Source organism: Chelatococcus sp. YT9 (assembly GCF_018398315.1).
Taxonomy (GTDB): Bacteria; Pseudomonadota; Alphaproteobacteria; order Rhizobiales; family Beijerinckiaceae; genus Chelatococcus.
Genome location: NZ_JAHBRW010000001.1, coordinates 3,652,365 through 3,668,853, shown reverse-complemented (window position 1 = coordinate 3,668,853; position 16,489 = coordinate 3,652,365). Strand labels below are relative to the sequence as shown.

At 63.6% G+C, this 16,489-nt stretch carries 15 protein-coding genes; 3 read left to right on the top strand and 12 right to left on the bottom strand.

Going from position 1 to position 16,489, the window contains the following annotated elements:
- Positions 1–128: 128 nt before the first annotated feature.
- From KIO76_RS16925 to KIO76_RS16895, 7 genes are all read right to left on the bottom strand, one after another.
- A complete protein-coding gene (locus KIO76_RS16925; RefSeq protein ID WP_132010642.1) occupies positions 129–773 on the bottom strand; it encodes a DUF8835 domain-containing pootine in 645 nt (214 codons plus the stop codon).
- Positions 766–1,182 carry a hypothetical protein gene (locus KIO76_RS16920; RefSeq protein ID WP_104959419.1) on the bottom strand — a complete coding sequence of 139 codons (417 nt, stop codon included), beginning with the start codon at positions 1,180–1,182 and terminating at the stop codon, positions 766–768. The genes KIO76_RS16925 and KIO76_RS16920 overlap by 8 nt, the downstream gene beginning before the upstream one ends.
- A gap of 64 nt (positions 1,183–1,246) precedes the next feature.
- Complete coding sequence (locus tag KIO76_RS16915) at positions 1,247–1,795, bottom strand: hypothetical protein (protein WP_104959420.1); 549 nt, start codon at positions 1,793–1,795, stop codon at positions 1,247–1,249.
- Between the two features lie 194 nt (positions 1,796–1,989).
- On the bottom strand, positions 1,990–2,154 hold the full coding sequence (locus KIO76_RS16910) for a hypothetical protein (RefSeq protein WP_104959421.1): 165 nt from the start codon (positions 2,152–2,154) through the stop codon (positions 1,990–1,992).
- 424 nt (positions 2,155–2,578) lie between these two features.
- Entirely contained in the window at positions 2,579–4,705 is a 2,127-nt protein-coding gene (locus KIO76_RS16905; RefSeq protein WP_213324346.1) for a ParB/RepB/Spo0J family partition protein, read from the bottom strand.
- A gap of 123 nt (positions 4,706–4,828) precedes the next feature.
- On the bottom strand, positions 4,829–5,233 hold the full coding sequence (locus KIO76_RS16900; RefSeq protein ID WP_104959423.1) for a DUF2958 domain-containing protein: 405 nt from the start codon (positions 5,231–5,233) through the stop codon (positions 4,829–4,831).
- Complete coding sequence (locus KIO76_RS16895) at positions 5,230–6,174, bottom strand: ArdC family protein (RefSeq protein ID WP_132004686.1); 945 nt, start codon at positions 6,172–6,174, stop codon at positions 5,230–5,232. Before KIO76_RS16895 ends, KIO76_RS16900 begins: the two co-directional genes overlap by 4 nt.
- A 264-nt stretch (positions 6,175–6,438) precedes the next feature.
- On the opposite strand from KIO76_RS16895, the gene KIO76_RS16890 reads away from it, so the two are divergent.
- Positions 6,439–6,717 (top strand): helix-turn-helix transcriptional regulator, encoded by a 279-nt coding sequence (locus KIO76_RS16890; protein WP_121583338.1) that lies wholly within the window; start codon positions 6,439–6,441, stop codon positions 6,715–6,717.
- Here KIO76_RS16890 and KIO76_RS16885 read toward each other — a convergent pair.
- Positions 6,689–7,945, bottom strand: coding sequence for a tyrosine-type recombinase/integrase (locus tag KIO76_RS16885; protein WP_132004689.1), 1,257 nt, complete (start codon positions 7,943–7,945; stop codon positions 6,689–6,691). The two genes, KIO76_RS16890 and KIO76_RS16885, sit on opposite strands and share 29 nt — an antisense overlap.
- Before the next feature lie 293 nt (positions 7,946–8,238).
- On the bottom strand, positions 8,239–9,801 hold the full coding sequence (gene guaA, locus KIO76_RS16880) for a glutamine-hydrolyzing GMP synthase (protein ID WP_213324345.1): 1,563 nt from the start codon (positions 9,799–9,801) through the stop codon (positions 8,239–8,241).
- Positions 9,802–9,953: 152 nt separating this feature from the next.
- On the opposite strand from guaA, the gene KIO76_RS16875 reads away from it, so the two are divergent.
- A complete protein-coding gene (locus KIO76_RS16875; protein ID WP_213324344.1) occupies positions 9,954–11,258 on the top strand; it encodes a GNAT family N-acetyltransferase in 1,305 nt (434 codons plus the stop codon).
- A gap of 194 nt (positions 11,259–11,452) precedes the next feature.
- Here KIO76_RS16875 and KIO76_RS16870 read toward each other — a convergent pair whose 3' ends face one another.
- Genes KIO76_RS16870 through guaB form a run of 3 tightly spaced genes read right to left on the bottom strand, consistent with a single transcriptional unit; the run spans position 11,453 to position 14,699 of the window.
- Complete coding sequence (locus KIO76_RS16870; RefSeq protein WP_213324343.1) at positions 11,453–12,763, bottom strand: RsmB/NOP family class I SAM-dependent RNA methyltransferase; 1,311 nt, start codon at positions 12,761–12,763, stop codon at positions 11,453–11,455.
- A 16-nt stretch (positions 12,764–12,779) separates the two neighbouring features.
- On the bottom strand, positions 12,780–13,202 hold the full coding sequence (locus KIO76_RS16865) for an MAPEG family protein (protein WP_213324342.1): 423 nt from the start codon (positions 13,200–13,202) through the stop codon (positions 12,780–12,782).
- Between the two features lie 3 nt (positions 13,203–13,205).
- The gene (gene guaB, locus KIO76_RS16860; RefSeq protein ID WP_213324341.1) at positions 13,206–14,699 is read right to left on the bottom strand and encodes an IMP dehydrogenase; all 1,494 of its coding nucleotides are present in this window, start codon (positions 14,697–14,699) and stop codon (positions 13,206–13,208) included.
- Between the two features lie 353 nt (positions 14,700–15,052).
- Between guaB and KIO76_RS16855 the strand changes: the two genes are divergently transcribed.
- Positions 15,053–16,489: a DHA2 family efflux MFS transporter permease subunit gene (locus KIO76_RS16855; protein ID WP_213324340.1), complete on the top strand. Its 1,437-nt coding sequence runs from the start codon at positions 15,053–15,055 to the stop codon at positions 16,487–16,489.

The following is a 16,489-nucleotide window of genomic DNA, read 5'->3' as shown; positions in this document are numbered from 1 at the left end:
GAAACGGGAAAGCCCGGACTGCGCTCTCTCTCGACCGCCCAGGCTCACCCATTCCGGCGGCCCTCTCACTCTGGCTGGAGCGACATGAAGAGCGCCCCGACCATGAGGCGGGGATGCTTCAAGCGGGATCAGCCGAAACGAAGTCCGCCTTCGGTGAAGGTGTGGCCATTGGCGAGGATGGTCTCGTCCACCACCTCATCCGAGGACAGGTAGTCATATTCGCGCTCGAGCTGGCGATAGAGCCAGCGGGCGAGATCACGCAGCGCCTCGGCGACGACGTCCTCCGCGTCGGCGGTCATGTCCTGCCAGTTCGGGCTGGCCCGCTCTACCGCAATGTCCATGCAGTATTCGTGGTAGTAATGGCCGCGATGACCGACGTCAGCGCGAAGCTGATAAAAGTTGCGCCGCTGGGCATCCTGAAGCGCATCTGCGATGCCATGCAGCATCTCGTCCTGCGGCGCGTAAGCCCGGATCGCGGCAGAGGCGTTCCTGCAGTAGGAGTAGAACCCCTCCCAGCACGCGCCGTCACCTTGCGACCAGAAGCCCCGGAACCAGATGCAGGGTTCCTGCCGCGATCCGCCGCCCATCAGGCGAGCGGTTCGGGTCTTGAGGCGGATGCCGAGGATCTCGGCGATGCGCTGGAAATCCTCATAAACGGCGTCGTACCAATCGTAGTCGAAGCCGCCTTCACGATACCAGGCGCGGGCCTTGTCCTTCGCCGTTTCGGAAAGTTCGTCGAGGCGATAGACTGTGGTTTCGATGATTTCAGGCATGGGGATCGCCTCCCTCCAGCACGGTCGAGAGCCAGCCGTCGGTATAGATCCAATCCACTGTCTCGCCGGTCGAAAGATCGAGTACGTGTGCGCCACCGCCGAAGCCATCGAGGCGCGGCTTCGAGCAGGTGTTGGCATATTGGAAGCCCCACCGGCCCTTGAGCTCGAACACGGCGGCGCAGCGCCTGACGAATTGGATAACGTGCTCGGGATCGCCGGTGGGATCGTCGCGTATCCAGAGCTGCGTACCGCCATGTTCGGGCTGGATCGACAGCAGGAAGCCATCCGATGAGGGATCTTCGGCTGCATTTTCGTCCGCCAGCGCATTATAGAGTTCGAGCGCACGGACAGCGTTCTCAGGGGTGCCTACATCGAGCAGGCAGGAAAAATGGGTGTAATAGTCAGCCATGACGGCCTCCGGACATGAGGAGGCCTGGCGCAGGACCAGGCCGATTGCGTGGAAGAGGTGAAAATCAGGCGGCGCGGGGCAGGCTAAGCAGTTCCGCAGCGGTCTCCCGCCAGCCGCGATCGACCAGGCGTGTTTCGAGCAGACTGGCGCGGTAGCGCAGGTTCCGCGCCGACCGGGCATCGCAAGCCGCCGAGGCGCTGCCGCGCAACCGGCTTGCCTCGCTCACGATACGGCGGGCTTGCGCGTCAGAGATGACAGGCTGCTGCCAGACAATGGCCCGAGCCCGGATTTCTCCGGCGAGGACCAGACCGTAGGTCGAGTCATGAATTGCGGCAATGCGCGCCTCAAAGCGCAGCGTGTCGTCCTCTCCAACGCGAATATCGTCACGCGAAACGCGCTGTGCCGCGATCGTCATGGCGTCTTCGGGAGTGGTACATTCACCGAGAACGATAGTCCGGTCGAATTGGCTGGTATCGTGATCGTCGACGAAACTGACAGTGCCGAGGCAGGAAACCCGTAGCGGATACCGAAGGGCGCTACGCAGCCCGGGCAGCACCTGCCGGGCGAGGATTTCGCCGATCGGGCGGAAGCCGGATGAGCGGTGGAGGGACATGGGAACTACTCCGCGACGGGCGCCGGGAGCCTCTCTCTCCGGCCACCAACCCGTCACGGCCAACCGGCCCGCACTCTAACTCTTTCGTATCGCGGTATGGCCGCTACCGCCGGCAGTGAGAGATTATCCGCAAAGCGATGGCTCGGCTGCGTTGCCTGCGCGCCGGGCCATCGGGATGAGGCTCTTCTCGTGCCTCAGATCCACGGATCAAGTTCGAGTTTCACCATCTCTTCGTCGCCATCGAACTCATTGGCGGGCATGGCGCCATGGGTGCCGTCCCCGGCCTGGAACACGACGATCACAGTCATCAGCGTGGTGGCGAGGCTGGCGGCAAAGGCGGTGGCATCTGCATAGGACATGGGTTCCGGCTCCTGTTTTGGAGGCGGGGGACCATCCCCCGCGCGACAGGCACCCGAAGTGTCTGACCGGATCTGCAATCACCCTCGCGCGTTCGGCTTGTCCGGATCCGCGAGGGCGGCACGCAAAGCGTCAAGCCGACCCCTTGCGGGTTGAATGCAAAGACGACGGCTCAGACCAAGGTTTGCGAATGGAAGCGGGGGGGGTGTTCTGCCTCTGACAGGAATCCGCATATCCGTTGCGGATCGGTTCGCCGCGCCAGCCTGGTTACCACGCGGGCAATAAGCGATGATCCTTCAGCCCCGGGGACGGCACCCATTGCGCCAGCCATGACGGGGATTGATCCTGGGGCGACCCTGGCGCGGCTTGCTCCATCCCGATTGCGTCAGGAAGAGACGGGGCAGCCGGAGCCGCCCCGCGTGACGATCATTCCGCGGCGATCACCTGCTGCGCCTCATCCTCTTCGTCGACAATGTCATTCTCGGCGTCGCCTGCGAGGAATTCAGGAAGGTCCACATCGACATCGCCTTCCGCCGAAGCGTCAGGCTCCGCAGCAGGATCGATCGTGCGCAGCGGCTCGGGCAGCCAGCCGGTATCGGCGAGCAGGCGCTCGGCTTCCTTGGCCATGTCGCCCTTCTTGAGATGCCCGATCAGCTCCGATGCCCGTTCGCCTGCACCTTCGCGAACCGCCTCGAGGATGCGCGGCTTGGTCACACGGCCGAGATAGTTGCTGACGGTCGGCTTCCAGCCCGCCACCACCATGTCGAGACCGGTAGCGCACACCAGACGGTTCGCCTGGGAGAGACGCACCTCCAGCCCGTGTTGGCTGACGCCCGTGCCGCTATAGGGATTGGGCTTTTCGTAAAGGGCGTTGATGCCAAAGCTGACGCAATGGGCGAGAAGCTCCATGCGGGACTCCTCATCGAGATCGATCAGCCAGTTCCAGAGCGCCTCATCGTCAGCCGGGATGTGATCGCCCCAGCGTTCGTGCCGTTCGGTAACAGACCGCGCCGAGACGCTGTCGCGCAAATCCTCAGCCTGTGCCGGCAAGTGAACCTGGCGGACATGGGCCTCGAGGCATCCCCTGGCGGGCTGCGGCAGGAAGGTGTCCATCACCAGCCGATGCAGCAGCGCGGTCATCGCAATATGGGGATTCATCGCAACAGCATCGCGCAGCGCGAGCGTGCGATGCGCGGTCAGCTCGCTGATCAACCGGTCCGGCAGCGGCCGCACAATCTCGGCCTCATCGTCGTCCTCCGGAGATTCGCTGCCGCCACCGACTTGGACAACCGCATGCGACACACCAGCTACTGCGCCCTCTGTGGCCGGGCCGGAGGAGCCATCGGGATCTTCGCCATCAATCGCCGCTTCATCCTCGGGCCGAACATAACCCCGTTCGGCCCGCAGCTTGCCGTTCCCATCGATGCTGACGAAGACGCCCGCCCGCGCAACCTGTTCGGGATCATAGATCATCGGCCTGCGCTCGAATTCTTCCAACGCCTGCTCAATCTCACCAAGCCGCTGATCGACCTCATCGGGCAGCTCGTCGGCCTCGGCATATTCGGCTTCGAGCCGGTCATATTCCTCGCGCAGGGATTCGCGGGTGGCGCGCTCATCGTCGGTCAGATCGGCGACCGAGCCCTCGAGTTCCCGCAGGCCGTGGTCGTGGCCATAGGGAAAGGTCACCGCTACCTCGACCCACTGCCAGCCTTCGGCCGCAATGGACTCGGCTTCGGCTTTCAGCTTTTCGCCTGCTAGGCGATCGAGCAGCTCCGGATCCTGAAGCCAGCCGCCGTCGTCGCGCTGAAAGAGATCGCGCAGCACATAGCCGCCGGCGGCTTCATAGGCCTCGATACCGACAAAAAGCGCTCGCCTGTCAGAGGCGCGCACTGCGGTTTCAGTCAGGAGACGGCGGATATAGTGCGGCTCTTTCTGCCAGGAATCCTTGATCGCATCCCAGACCTGTTCCTGCCGGGCATGGTCTTCCGACACGGTGAAGGCCATGAGCTGTTCGAGCGTCATGCCGTCTTCGGCGTAAACGTCGAGAAGCACGGGCGAGACCGCAGCAAGACGCAGGCGCTGCTTGACGACCTTCGGGTCGACAAAGAAGGCGGCTGCGATGGCTTCCTCGCTCATCGCCTTGTTGCGCAGCGCCTGGAAGGCCCGAAACTGATCGAGCGGATGAAGCGGCGCGCGCTCGATATTTTCCGCGAGCGAGACTTCGTCGATCAGGATGTCGGCATCGGCCTCGGATATGACGCATGGTACCGGTGCAGTTTTTGCGAGACGCTTCTGCTTGACCAGCAATTCAAGGGCCCGATAGCGGCGACCGCCTGCGGGCACCTCGAACATGCCGGTTTCCTTGCCCTCAGGGTCGAGGACTGGCCGCACATGCAGGGACTGGATCAGGCCGCGGCGGGCGATGGATTCGGCCAGTTCCTCGACCGAGATGCCGGCTTTGACGCGCCGGACATTGGCCTGGCTCAGCGCCAGCTTGTTGAACGGGATATCGCGCGAGGACGCGAGGGTGATCTTCTGAACGGCAGCAGCCATATGCCTTACTCCATGACGGGCGCCGGGAGCCTCTCTCTCCGGCCACCAACCCGTCACGAAGCAAAGCGCCGCCCTCTTCCTCTCAAGAGAGCGGCGCAAATCGTAAAGCCGGAGAAGCGGGATTCAGTGTTTCCGGCTCTGTGTATCGGTCTGTTTCCGGGTCGGCGTGGAGGCGGCTCGGGCGCCGGAGTAAAGAATGCGCTCGGCCTCGCGGATGCCACCGGCCCGCCGCGCCATGTCAGCCCAGACCGAGATCGGGAAATCGCCGGTGAAGTGCAGATCGCGCTCGATCCTCATATCAAAGGGCAAGCGGATCGCCTGCATTTCGCCAAGGCTCCAGCTTCCAAGCTCTGGAAACCCCAGATCGGCAAGGCCGAAAAGGGTGTCACCGTCGCTATCCAATTCGGTCGCAAGCCAGACGCCGCTACCCAACGGATTGAAGAATTTTACCACGGGGACGGGGTCGACATCGCTCTGGCGGCCATTGGCGAGGAGCTGCTCGCGCTGGGTGCTGGTCAGGAGGATCATGCCGCAGCCCTCCGATCCGTCGATGCTGTATCTTCGCGGGGCAGATGCGCCAGCAGCCAATCGGCCGCCTTGCTGGCCTGGGAAGCGGCGCGGACGATGGCGCGGTTGTCCTCGCGCAGCACCTCGAGCCAGGAGCCGATGTAGTCGGCATGGCGTACGGTCGGCACAACGCCGAGCGAGGCGCAGCAGAAGGCCGCGTTCATTTCGGCGACCAATTCTTCGAATGCGTATTTCCTGGTGCCGAAGCGGCCCGACATATCCCGCCCAAGCCGGGAGGCATGGCCGGTGGCGTGCCCCAGCTCGTGCAGGGCGGTCCGGTGCCAGTCGATCGGCTCGAAATAGGCCTGTGGCGGCGGCACCTGAACATAATCGTGCGCTGGAACATAGAAGGCCTGGTTCCCACCGATGCGAAAGTCGATTCCGGTCGCCCGGATCAGCGCCTCGACCCTTGGCTCGATCATGTGGGGCGGCGGTGGCGGCGCCTCGATAGCAACATCCTCAGGCAAGCCCTCGCATTGCGCCGTGTTGAACACGGTGAAGCGTTTGAGAAACGGGATGCTGCCAGCTTCCTCCCCCGTCTCCCGCGCGCGGCGCTTCTCATCCTCGGGCGTGAAGCGGTCGGCATAGACGACGGTCGTGCCGCGCTCACCTTTCCGGACATTGCCGCCGAGCGACAAGGCCTGGCGGAAAGTCAACCAATGCTGGGTCGGATAGCCGTATTGAACAACGGTACCCCAGAGGATCAGAATGTTGATCCCGGAATATTGCCGGGCCGTCGCGGCATTCCTCGGCATCGCGAGCGGCGCCTTCGCCGCCGTGCCCCAGGGCTGGACCCAGGGCAAGCGCCCTTGCTCCAGCTCGTTGATGATTTTCGCGGTGATCTCGTCATAGAGATTGGTGCGGTCGCCGCCGTCGCGTGCGGCGCGGTTCTGTCTGGCCATCGAGATTGTCTCCGCGACGGGCGCCGGAAGCCTCTCTCCCGACCTTCAACCCGTCACGGCAAACCCCGTCCGCACTCTCACTCTAGGAGCCGCGGTGGGGCCTAAATGGAGAAGACCCGCCTGAGAAAGCGGCCGCAAACAGCATCAGGCCTGTCCGATCTGCACGCCATGGTCGCCGACCATACGCCGCGGCCAATTTCTGCTGGCCCTTATCGGCACATATCGGCTCCAATCGCATCACCGCACCACGATCAGGAGCTGCAGATGCCATCCGTTAGCGACCGGCCCGTCAAACGTTCGATCCGAAGGAATGAACTGCGAGAAATCGTTCCTCTGGCGGACAGCACCATTTACGAAATGGAGCAGCGCGGAGAATTTCCTCGCCGCTTTGCCCTTTCACCCAGATGCGTCGTCTGGGATCTTGCCGAGGTCGAAGCGTGGCTCGAAAGCCGGCGCACGCGGCCAATCCCGCGCGCCAAACACCCCGACGTCGCCCAGCGGAAGTTCCGGCCGGTCAAAGGGCAGGGTCGGGCTCAAGCATAGGCATGGTCGGGGGGAGAAGGGTGACAGGCCGCTTGCGACCTTCCACCCATGCGTCAACGACGTCCGACCATTCCTGGAGCATATGGCGGCGCTGAACCTCGTACTCTGCCTTGTTGTAGACGCCGCGCGAAGATCGCCCGTCCTCGTGGGCGAGGCATTTCTCGATCCAGTCGCTGTTGAAACCGAGTTCATTCAGCAGCGTTGAGCCGGTCCGTCGCAAATCATGGACTGTAAACGGCTCGAGCGGCAGCCCCTCCTTCTGCGCCAGATCGACCACCGCGTAGGTGATGCGGTTGAACGTCGCCCGCGACATTGGGGCATCCGCATCGTAACGCGAGGGCAGCAGATACCGGGAATTGCCGGCACAGGTCTTGAGCGCGATCATGATGTCGAGCGCCTGTCGGGAAAGATACACATTGTGTGGCTTGGAGCGCTTCATCCGCTCCTTCGGAATGCTCCAAACCGCGTTCTCGAAGTCCACTTCGTCCCATACGGCGTCCTGCAGCTCGCTTTTACGAACCATCGTCAGCAGGAAGAGCTTCATGCCGAGGCGAATGGTCGGCAAAGTCGGGACATGCTCCAGTTGCCTCAGCATGATGCGGATCTCTGTCGGTGAAAGCGCACGGTCTCTGGGCCGAAATGCAGCAATCGAAGCTGGGCCGACTTCATCGGCGGGATTGGGCACCTTCTCGCCGTGCAGGATCGCGAAACTGTAGATCTGCTTGAGGATGTCGCGGACGTGGATGGCCGTTGCAGGCGCACCGCGATCGACGATCTTGGCGCAGAGAGCTCTCAGATCATCTGGGGTGATTTCGTGCAGCAGCCGGTTGCGCCAGACGGGCAGCAACTCTCGATCGAAGATCGAGCGCCGCATCGCTCTGGTACTGTCCGCCATCGGAGCCTTGTCCAGCCACTTCTCGCCGAACTGACCGAAGCTCTTGGCCTCTTTCAGGCGGCGCTTCTCGCGCTGTTTTTCAATTGCGGGTGAGCGGCCCTCTCGGACTGCGCGTTTGGCGTCCAGGCAGAGTTCGCGAGCCCGCGCGAGCGAAATGCCGTCACGTCCGTACCTGCCGAGATAGACGGTCTCGCGGCGCCCATTCAGCCGGTAATCCAGGCTGAATGAGATCAGACCTGTCGGCGTGACACGGGCATACATGCCGTCCCTGTCTGACACCTTGTAGACTTTGTCTTTTGGTTTCAGCGCCTTAAGCGCAGCGTCCGTCAACATGTTCGCGCAGCCTCCGAAAAGTACCGTCATGCGGTTTTGGGAGGTTCGTGACGCCTAAATCACTTTGTTATCAGTGTCTTACGTTGAAAAAAGTACCGTCACGATCCTCAACTCTTGCGACGGTACTTTCTGAGACGGCCGTGATCAATATGAGCGAGCACCGTCAATCGTGACGGTACTTGTGATTGCTACCCACCGATAGGTCTCGATAGGTGGCGGATAAAAAAATATTTTCAATCAGAGTGTTAGGGGAAATTCTGGCGCGTTGTCGGCGGCGTTTGGATGGGCCTGAATCATTCCCACTCGATGGTCCCAGGCGGCTTGCTCGTCACGTCATAGGTGACGCGGTTGATGCCGCGGACCTCGTTGATGATGCGGGTCGCGACGCGGCCGAGGAAGGGCATGTCGAAGGGGTAGAAATCCGCCGTCATCCCGTCGACAGAGGTGACTGCGCGTAGGGCACAGACGAATTCGTAGGTCCGGTAGTCACCCATGACGCCAACAGTCTGGACCGGCAGGAGCACGGCGAAGGCCTGCCATATCGTGTCATAGAGGCCCGCCTTGCGGATCTCATCGAGGTAGATCGCATCGGCTTTCCGCAGGATGTCGAGCTTCTCGCGCGTCACGCCGCCCGGGCAGCGAATGGCGAGGCCAGGGCCAGGAAAAGGATGGCGGCCGATGAACCGCTCGGGCAACCCGAGTTCGCGGCCAAGGACACGCACCTCATCCTTGAACAACTCGCGCAGGGGCTCGACGAGCTCCATGTTCATCCGCTCGGGCAGCCCGCCGACGTTGTGGTGGGACTTGATGGTGACCGAGGGGCCACCTGAGAAGGACACACTCTCGATCACGTCGGGATAGAGCGTGCCTTGGGCCAGGAATTTCGGGGCTCCCTTGCCATCCGCCGCGATCTTCTTCGCCTCGTCCTCGAAGACCTCGATGAACAGGCGGCCGATGATCTTGCGCTTGGTCTCCGGATCGGAAACGCCCTCGAGTTCGCCGAGGAAGCGCTCGGAGGCATCCACATGCACGAGCGGCAGATTGTAGTGGTCGCGGAACATCGTGACCACTTCCGCTGCCTCGTTGAGGCGCATCAGGCCGTGATCCACGAAAACACAGGTGAGCTGGTCGCCAATCGCCTCGTGGATGAGGACCGCCGCCACGGAGGAGTCGACACCGCCCGACAAGGCGCAGAGCACGCGGCCGTCACCAACCTGCGCCCGGATCTTGCGGATCATCTCGGCCCGATAGGCGGACATGGTCCAATCCGATTTCAGCCCGACGATGTTGTGAACGAAATTGGCAAGGAGCTTTGCCCCATCCGGCGTGTGCACCACCTCGGGATGGAACATCGTGGTGTAGTAATGGCGGCTCTCGTCGGCCGCGATGGCGAAAGGCGCGTTCTCGGACGTCGCGATGACCGTAAAGCCCTCAGGCAGGCGCGTGACACGATCACCATGGCTCATCCAGACGGGATAGCGCCGGCCGACCTCCCATACCCCTTCGAAAAGGGGGCTCGCAGCCTTGATCTCGACGTCGGCGCGACCGAACTCCGCTGCGTGGCCGCCCTCCACCTCGCCGCCGAGCTGTAGGCAGAGTGTCTGCTGGCCGTAGCAGATGCCGAGAATCGGCACGCCGGAATCAAAAACGGCCTGGGGAGCGCGCGGGCTGCCATCAACCGTCACCGAAGCGGGACCACCCGAGAAGATCACGCCCTTCGGCTTCAGAGAAGCGAAAGCTTCTTCTGCTTTGCTAAAGGGGACGATTTCGGAGTAGACGCCCACCTCGCGCACACGGCGCGCGATGAGCTGGGTGACCTGGCTGCCGAAGTCGATAATAAGGATGCTGTCGTGCATGGCATTGAGCTACGGGATAGCTTCCCAAGATGCAAGGATCTCGAACGTGTCGTGGGCCATGGATCGCCAATATTCTTGCAAGGGCAACGCGCCGCCCTCCCCTCGCAGGTGCTGACATGCCCGCCTCTTTGACGGAGCCCGATGGTCCAGCGATGACAACCGTCGTCCCCACCACGGACATGCTCAACAATCCGGAACCGGTAGAAGCGGAAGCACCGCTGTCGCTGACGGTGGAACTTCTTGACGGCAATGCGATGGCAGCCGGACCGGCCGCGCGCGAGCGCGCCCTCGCGCTCGTCAACCTCGCGCTCCGCGCAGCCGAGCCCAATCCTTTCCTGCATCCCGCCTTCATCACGGCAGCGGCGGCGGAACATGGGCCCGACGCCATTATCGTCATTCTCGCCTGGCGCGGCGACGATCGAGCGCCGGAGGCTCTCACTGGCGCGCTTGTCCTGAAACGGCAACGCCGCGCCACACGGCTCTGGACAGCGAGCCTCGAGGGCCGCTTCCACGACTTCGCCTTCCTTTCGACCCCCTTGATCGATGCCGAATGCATCGAGCCCGTCATCGAGGCTATTCTCGACGCGATCGTCGCATCAGGTGTGCCAACGCGCCTGTCGTTCTCCCTGATGGGCGACGAATATTCGGTGATGGCCGGCCTGAAAGCGGTGCTCAATCGGCGCCAGACTCCGCTCGCCGTTTCCGTCACCTATCGTCGCGCGCTGGCGCGGAGGGAAGATCCGGCCGCCTTCACGCCGTCCGCCTCGACCCGCAAGAAGCTGCGACAATACCGTCGCAGGCTTGGCGAGAAAGGTGAAGTCACGACAACCCGCCACGCGAAGCCCGCCGAGATCACCGACGCCCTCGAGGAATTCCTGGCACTCGAAGCAGCGGGCTGGAAGGGCCGCGCCGGCACGGCGGTGCTCAGCGATCCGGGTGATACGCAATTCGTGCGGGCCGTGTTTCCGCTGATGGCTGAGACAAACGACGTCATCATCGAGGCCCTCCGGCTCGATGGCAAGGCAGCCGCCATCCAGATCCTGGCTCGATCGGGGCGCGGATACTTCACCTGGAAGATCGCCTATGACGAGGCCTTGCGCGAATACTCGCCGGGTGTCCTGCTGGTCGAGGACTACACACTGCGCCTCATGAACGATGCCGCCGTCGCTTTCATCGACTCCTGCTCCCATGACGACACCGGCTTCATGGCTTCGCTCTGGAAGGATCGGCAGCCGATTGCGGATCTGAGCTTCGATGCTCGCCCGGGCGAGCACGCCGGGACGGTGCTGCTATCAGCCGTCGAGCGTAATCTGCTTGCTCTCCGCAGTCGGCTCAAGAGCCTTTACTACCGATACAAGAACGGCCGCAAGGCGGCGAAAACCACGGGCAGCAAAACCTCCGGCAAAACTTCGGGGGCTACCTCTGGGGCCGAGACCTCGGAGGCTAAGGTGTCTTGATTGCGCACGGGGCTACGGCGTCATTTCTTGGCGGGCCAAAGAGCCCGAACTATGACCAGGAGCACCAACCGCCAAGATGCCGGTGCCGCACTCTCCTTGCGCGATGCCGTCGGTGCCGGGCTCCTCGCCCACGCGAGGCGCCGCAATGACCGCGTCATTGGATAGGAAGCTTTGGACGGCCAAGGCGTGAAACGTCACCCTTGGCGGCGCATCATGGCGATGTAGAAGGCATCCGTGCCGGTGCGATGGGGCGACAGCAGCAGTCCGCCGCCCGGGGTCGTCCATGGCGCCATCTCGGCGAAGCCGGCTGCCGCCGCGACCTCCACCGCCGGCACAAGAGTAAAACCGCCGTGACGGCTCTGGAAGGCCGAGATCGCATCGTCGTTCTCGTCCGGCAAAACCGAACAGGTGATATAGGCTATGCGGCCGCCCGGCCGGGCCAGAGCGGCGGCGCGATCGAGCACGACCGACTGGTCACGGCAACGCTCGGCCAGCCCACCTGGCCGCAGGCGCCATTTGGCATCCGGGTTCCGCCGCCATGTGCCGCTGCCGGTGCACGGCGCGTCGACCAGGACGAGATCGGCTGTCCCCGCCAGATCGGCCAGCGGGTCGGGGCGCCGTGGGTCGTAGCGGCCGCGCGGCGTGCGCACCGTGACATTGGTCGCGCCAGAGCGCTGGAGCCGCGCGTGGCTGGCGACGAGCCGGCGCGCGTCGACGTCTGTCGCAACGATCTCGCCGGTATTCTCCATCAGCGCCGCGAGCGCCAGCGTCTTGCCGCCCGCGCCGGCGCAGAGATCGACCACGCGCGATCCTTGAGCCGGGGCGCTCAGCAGGCTGACGAGCTGCGAGCCCTCGTCCTGGATCTCGAACAAGCCGTCGAGGAACTCGGGCTCGGCCTGCAGCGCCGGGCCGCGCCCGTCATCCCCCACGGGGAAGCGCAGCCCAAAGGGCGAAAGCGGCGTATCCCACGGGTCGAGATGGGCCAGCGCCTCGCGCAACGCCCGCCGGCTCGACTTCAGGCTGTTCACCCTGACATCAAGCGGCGCGCGACCTGTCAGCGCCCGCATTTCATCGCGGAGCGCGGGGCCGAAAGCCTTAGTCAGCGGTGGCAGGAGCCATTCCGGGCAATCGCAGGCAACGGCGGGCGGCGCCTCGTCGAGCCGATCTGCGCGGCGGAGATGTGCCAGTTCGTCCGCGGACAGCGCCTCGGGCGCAAAGCGCTCGCCGCTGAACAGGGCCGCGATCGCCTCGCTGTCGAGCCCGCGCTGCAGGGCGAGCATGCCGATGATGAGCGCACGTGCCGTCTCCGCCTCCATCACCCAGGCGCTCGAGGCCCGCCGGCGCAAAGCGTCATAGACCAGGCTGGCTATAGCCGCGCGGTCCTTGGAACCGGCGAACCGCCGCGCCAGCCCCCAATCCTTCAGGGCATCGGGCGCGGGCCGGCGCCGTTCCAGAATATCGGTCAGAACCTCAATGGCTCCGGCCACGCGCGCTGCGGGTGTCATGTGAAAAATCCTGCCGTCACGCGCTCGCGAGAATCCGCACGGCGAAGATGATCCACATCACGGCCAGCACCAGAACGCCGAAACCGAAGGCCGGCCCACGCACGCTTATGGTGTTGGACGTCACATGGATAAAGGCATGCACCAGCCGGCTCGCGACGAAGACCCACGACAATGCCACGAAGAGGAAGTCCGCCTGGCGCGTGATGAGGGCGAAGGCGACCAGAGCATAGAACAGCACCGGCACCTCGAACTGGTTCTTGAAGGCATTGCCGACCTGCTGCGCCCGCCCGTGCCACTGGCGATCATCGAGGGCGACGGCCGCGACGTCGATCTTGCCCGACCTGAGGGCCGCGGCGCGCATAGGCACGAGCGACAACAGAAGGACGAACGCCAGCGCGACCTGGACAAAGACCGGCAGCAGCACCATCGGCACGGTCATCGGTCAGTCCCTGGTCCGATAGTTCGGGCTCTCACGGGTGATCGTCACGTCATGGACGTGGCTCTCGCGCAGGCCGGCACCGCTGATGCGGACGAATTCGGCATTCGCGCGCAGTTGCTCGAGATTGCGAGCGCCCACATAGCCCATCGCGGCGCGGAGCCCGCCCACGAGCTGGTGGAGCACGCTGGCCACGCTGCCCTTGTAAGGCACCTGACCCTCGATGCCTTCCGGCACAAGCTTCAGCGTATCCTTGATATCCTGCTGGAAGTAGCGATCCGCGGAGCCCCGCGCCATCGCCCCGACCGAGCCCATGCCGCGGTAGGCCTTGTAGGAACGGCCCTGCCACAGGAACACCTCGCCGGGCGCTTCATCCGTGCCGGCGAGCAGTGAGCCCACCATGCAGCAATGCGCGCCGGCTGCTAGCGCCTTGGCGAAATCGCCGGAGAACTTGATGCCGCCGTCCGCGATCACCGGCACGTTCTGCACCGATGCCGCCGAGACCGCGTCCATGATGGCGGTGAGCTGGGGCACGCCGACACCGGCGACGATGCGCGTGGTGCAGATGGATCCCGGGCCGATGCCGACCTTGATGGCGTCGGCGCCCGCATCAATGAGCGCCTTTGCGCCGCTTGCCGTCGCGATATTGCCGGCGATTACCTGCACGGAGTTCGACAGCTTCTTGACCTTCGTCACCGCGTCCAACACGCGTTGGGAGTGGCCGTGGGCTGTATCGACCACGATGAGGTCGCAACCGGCGTCGATCAGGAGCTCGGCCCGACGGAAGCCGTCATCACCCGTCGTGGTCGCAGCCGCGACGCGCAGGCGTCCCTGCTCATCCTTGGCCGCATGGGGATAAGCGATCTGCTTCTCCATGTCCTTGACGGTGATGAGCCCGATGCAGCGATAGTGGTCATCGACAACGAGCAGCTTCTCGATGCGAAACTGGTGCAGCAGGCGCTTGGCTTCGTCCTGGCTCACCCCCTCACGGACGGTGATGAGCTTGTCCTTCGTCATCAGCTCTGCAACGGGCTGCTGCGGGTTCGTCGCGAAGCGCACGTCGCGGTTCGTTAGGATGCCGACCAGCTTGCCGCGCTGCCCGTTAGGGCCTTCCTCGACCACGGGGATGCCCGAAATGCCGTGCTGCTTCATCAGCGCGAAGGCATCGGCCAGGGTCGCATTCGGGTTGATTGTCACCGGATTGACGATCATGCCCGATTCGAACTTCTTCACGAGGCGGACTTCGTCGGCCTGCTGCTCTGGGGTCAAATTGCGGTGAATGACTCCGAGGCCGCCGTTCTGCGCCATGGCGATCGCCATGCGAGCCTCTGTCACCGTATCCATGGCGGAGGCCATGACGGGCAAATTGATGCTGATAGTGCGCGTCAGCTGTGTGCGGACGTCGACCTCACCCGGCATGACCTCGGAATGACCGGGCTGCAGGAGCACGTCGTCGAACGTCAAAGCCTCGCGGAACGGACTGTCATGGATGACCGGCATCGCCAACCCTTTCTTCAATCTTGTGAAGCAGTCCGCCGAGGCCGGCTAGCCTTGCGGTGATCGCTTCCCGGTTGCGCAGGCCTGAGGGGAGCCATCACGCAACCACGCTACGGGTAGAGCATGACACTGACGGGAAACCCGCCTGCCGGATCAGCTTCCGCTTCAATATCATGCTGTTGAGTTGGCAGCGGTCTGTACCACGACCTTGACGTTCCGTCGAGTAGACGGCAGCGACTTTGCCCTTGTTGTCTATGCATACAGGAGCGACCAGCCCCGCGTTCGGAGCCGGTCACATCAATCGCAGCTATGCTATTGGGGCGAGTTGTGCTGCACGAACGAAAAATGAGGCCGTGATGGCCCGTCCGATGCTCGTCCCCCTCATCGTCGCCTGTGCGCTCTTCATGGAGAACACGGACTCGACGGTCATCGCTACCTCGCTGCCGGCGATCGCCTTAGATCTCGGTGAGGACCCGATCGCGCTCAAGCTCGCCCTCACCTCCTATCTCGTCAGCCTCGCCGTGTTCATTCCGATCAGCGGATGGATGGCGGACCGTTTCGGCGCCAAGACGATCTTTCGCCTCGCCATGGCGGTCTTCATGCTGGGATCGATCGGCTGCGCCTTCTCCCATTCGCTGGAGACATTCGTCCTCGCGCGCTTCTTCCAGGGCATGGGCGGGGCAATGATGGTGCCGGTCGGCCGGCTCGTGCTGCTGCGCAGCGTGCCGCGCAACCAGATGGTTCAGGCGCTCGCCTATCTGTCAATTCCGGCGATGCTCGGGCCCGTGTTCGGGCCGCCGCTCGGCGGCTTCATTACCACCTATTTCCACTGGCAGTGGATCTTCTTCATCAACATCCCCATCGGGATCGCCGGCATCTTGCTTGCGACAGTGTTCTTCGAAAACATCCGCGAGGAGGATGTGCCGCCGCTCGATGTAACGGGTGCCCTTCTCTCGGCGGTCGGGCTGTCCCTCGTGATGTTCGGCCTCGCCACCGGCGGGCGTCACCTGGTGTCCCCCTTCATTTCAGCGGGAGCCACGATCATCGGCGCGCTCGCTATCGGGAGCTATGTCTGGCATGCGAAGCGCACGCCTCATCCGGTCCTCGACTTCGCGCTTCTCAGCATTCCGACCTTCCGCATCGGCGTGATCGCAGGCTTCCTGTTCCGCATCGGTATCGGTGCCATTCCATTCCTCCTGCCGCTCATGTTGCAGATCGGCTTCGGGCTAGACCCGCTTCATTCCGGCCTGATCACCTTCGCCTCGGCGGTCGGCGCTCTCTTCATGAAGACGCTCGCGGCCCAGATCCTCAGGCGCTACGGCTTCCGCCGTGTCATGACGGTGAACGCTGTCGTGGGCTCCGCATTTCTCATCGTTCAGGGCTTCTTCACCGCCGACATGCCCTATCTGCTGATGCTCGGCTTGCTGCTCGTTGGCGGCTGTTTCCGCTCCCTGCAGTTCACCGGCCTCAATGCGCTGATGTTTTCGGATGTCTCCAAACGCAGCATGAGCTTGGCGACGAGCTTCTCAAGCGTTGCACAGCAGCTCTCGCTGAGCTGCGGCGTGGCGATGGGCGCCTTCGTGCTGGAGATGGTCAGCAGCCGCCACCCTGCGACGGGTATTGTCGCAGCCGATTTCTGGCCGGCTTTCCTGAGCGTCGCGCTGATTTCGGCGAGTTCCGTGTTCGTGTTGCTCCGCCTCAGCCCCCATGCCGGTGCCGAGGTCTCGGGCCATGTGGATCCGCGCAAGGCGACAGCAGGCAGCATCGAGGAACAACGCCAACCGGCGGAATAA

Coding starts and splice junctions, on each gene's coding strand:
- KIO76_RS16870 (WP_213324343.1), bottom strand. CDS start 12,763: ATGACACCCGCAGCGCGCGTGGCCGGAGCCATTGAGGTTCTGACCGAT.
- KIO76_RS16885 (WP_132004689.1), bottom strand. CDS start 7,945: ATGTTGACGGACGCTGCGCTTAAGGCGCTGAAACCAAAAGACAAAGTC.
- KIO76_RS16900 (WP_104959423.1), bottom strand. CDS start 5,233: ATGATCCTCCTGACCAGCACCCAGCGCGAGCAGCTCCTCGCCAATGGC.
- KIO76_RS16910 (WP_104959421.1), bottom strand. CDS start 2,154: ATGTCCTATGCAGATGCCACCGCCTTTGCCGCCAGCCTCGCCACCACG.
- KIO76_RS16905 (WP_213324346.1), bottom strand. CDS start 4,705: ATGGCTGCTGCCGTTCAGAAGATCACCCTCGCGTCCTCGCGCGATATC.
- KIO76_RS16865 (WP_213324342.1), bottom strand. CDS start 13,202: ATGACCGTGCCGATGGTGCTGCTGCCGGTCTTTGTCCAGGTCGCGCTG.
- KIO76_RS16855 (WP_213324340.1), top strand. CDS start 15,053: ATGGCCCGTCCGATGCTCGTCCCCCTCATCGTCGCCTGTGCGCTCTTC.
- guaB (WP_213324341.1), bottom strand. CDS start 14,699: ATGCCGGTCATCCATGACAGTCCGTTCCGCGAGGCTTTGACGTTCGAC.
- KIO76_RS16890 (WP_121583338.1), top strand. CDS start 6,439: ATGCCATCCGTTAGCGACCGGCCCGTCAAACGTTCGATCCGAAGGAAT.
- KIO76_RS16925 (WP_132010642.1), bottom strand. CDS start 773: ATGCCTGAAATCATCGAAACCACAGTCTATCGCCTCGACGAACTTTCC.
- guaA (WP_213324345.1), bottom strand. CDS start 9,801: ATGCACGACAGCATCCTTATTATCGACTTCGGCAGCCAGGTCACCCAG.
- KIO76_RS16920 (WP_104959419.1), bottom strand. CDS start 1,182: ATGGCTGACTATTACACCCATTTTTCCTGCCTGCTCGATGTAGGCACC.
- KIO76_RS16895 (WP_132004686.1), bottom strand. CDS start 6,174: ATGGCCAGACAGAACCGCGCCGCACGCGACGGCGGCGACCGCACCAAT.
- KIO76_RS16915 (WP_104959420.1), bottom strand. CDS start 1,795: ATGTCCCTCCACCGCTCATCCGGCTTCCGCCCGATCGGCGAAATCCTC.
- KIO76_RS16875 (WP_213324344.1), top strand. CDS start 9,954: ATGACAACCGTCGTCCCCACCACGGACATGCTCAACAATCCGGAACCG.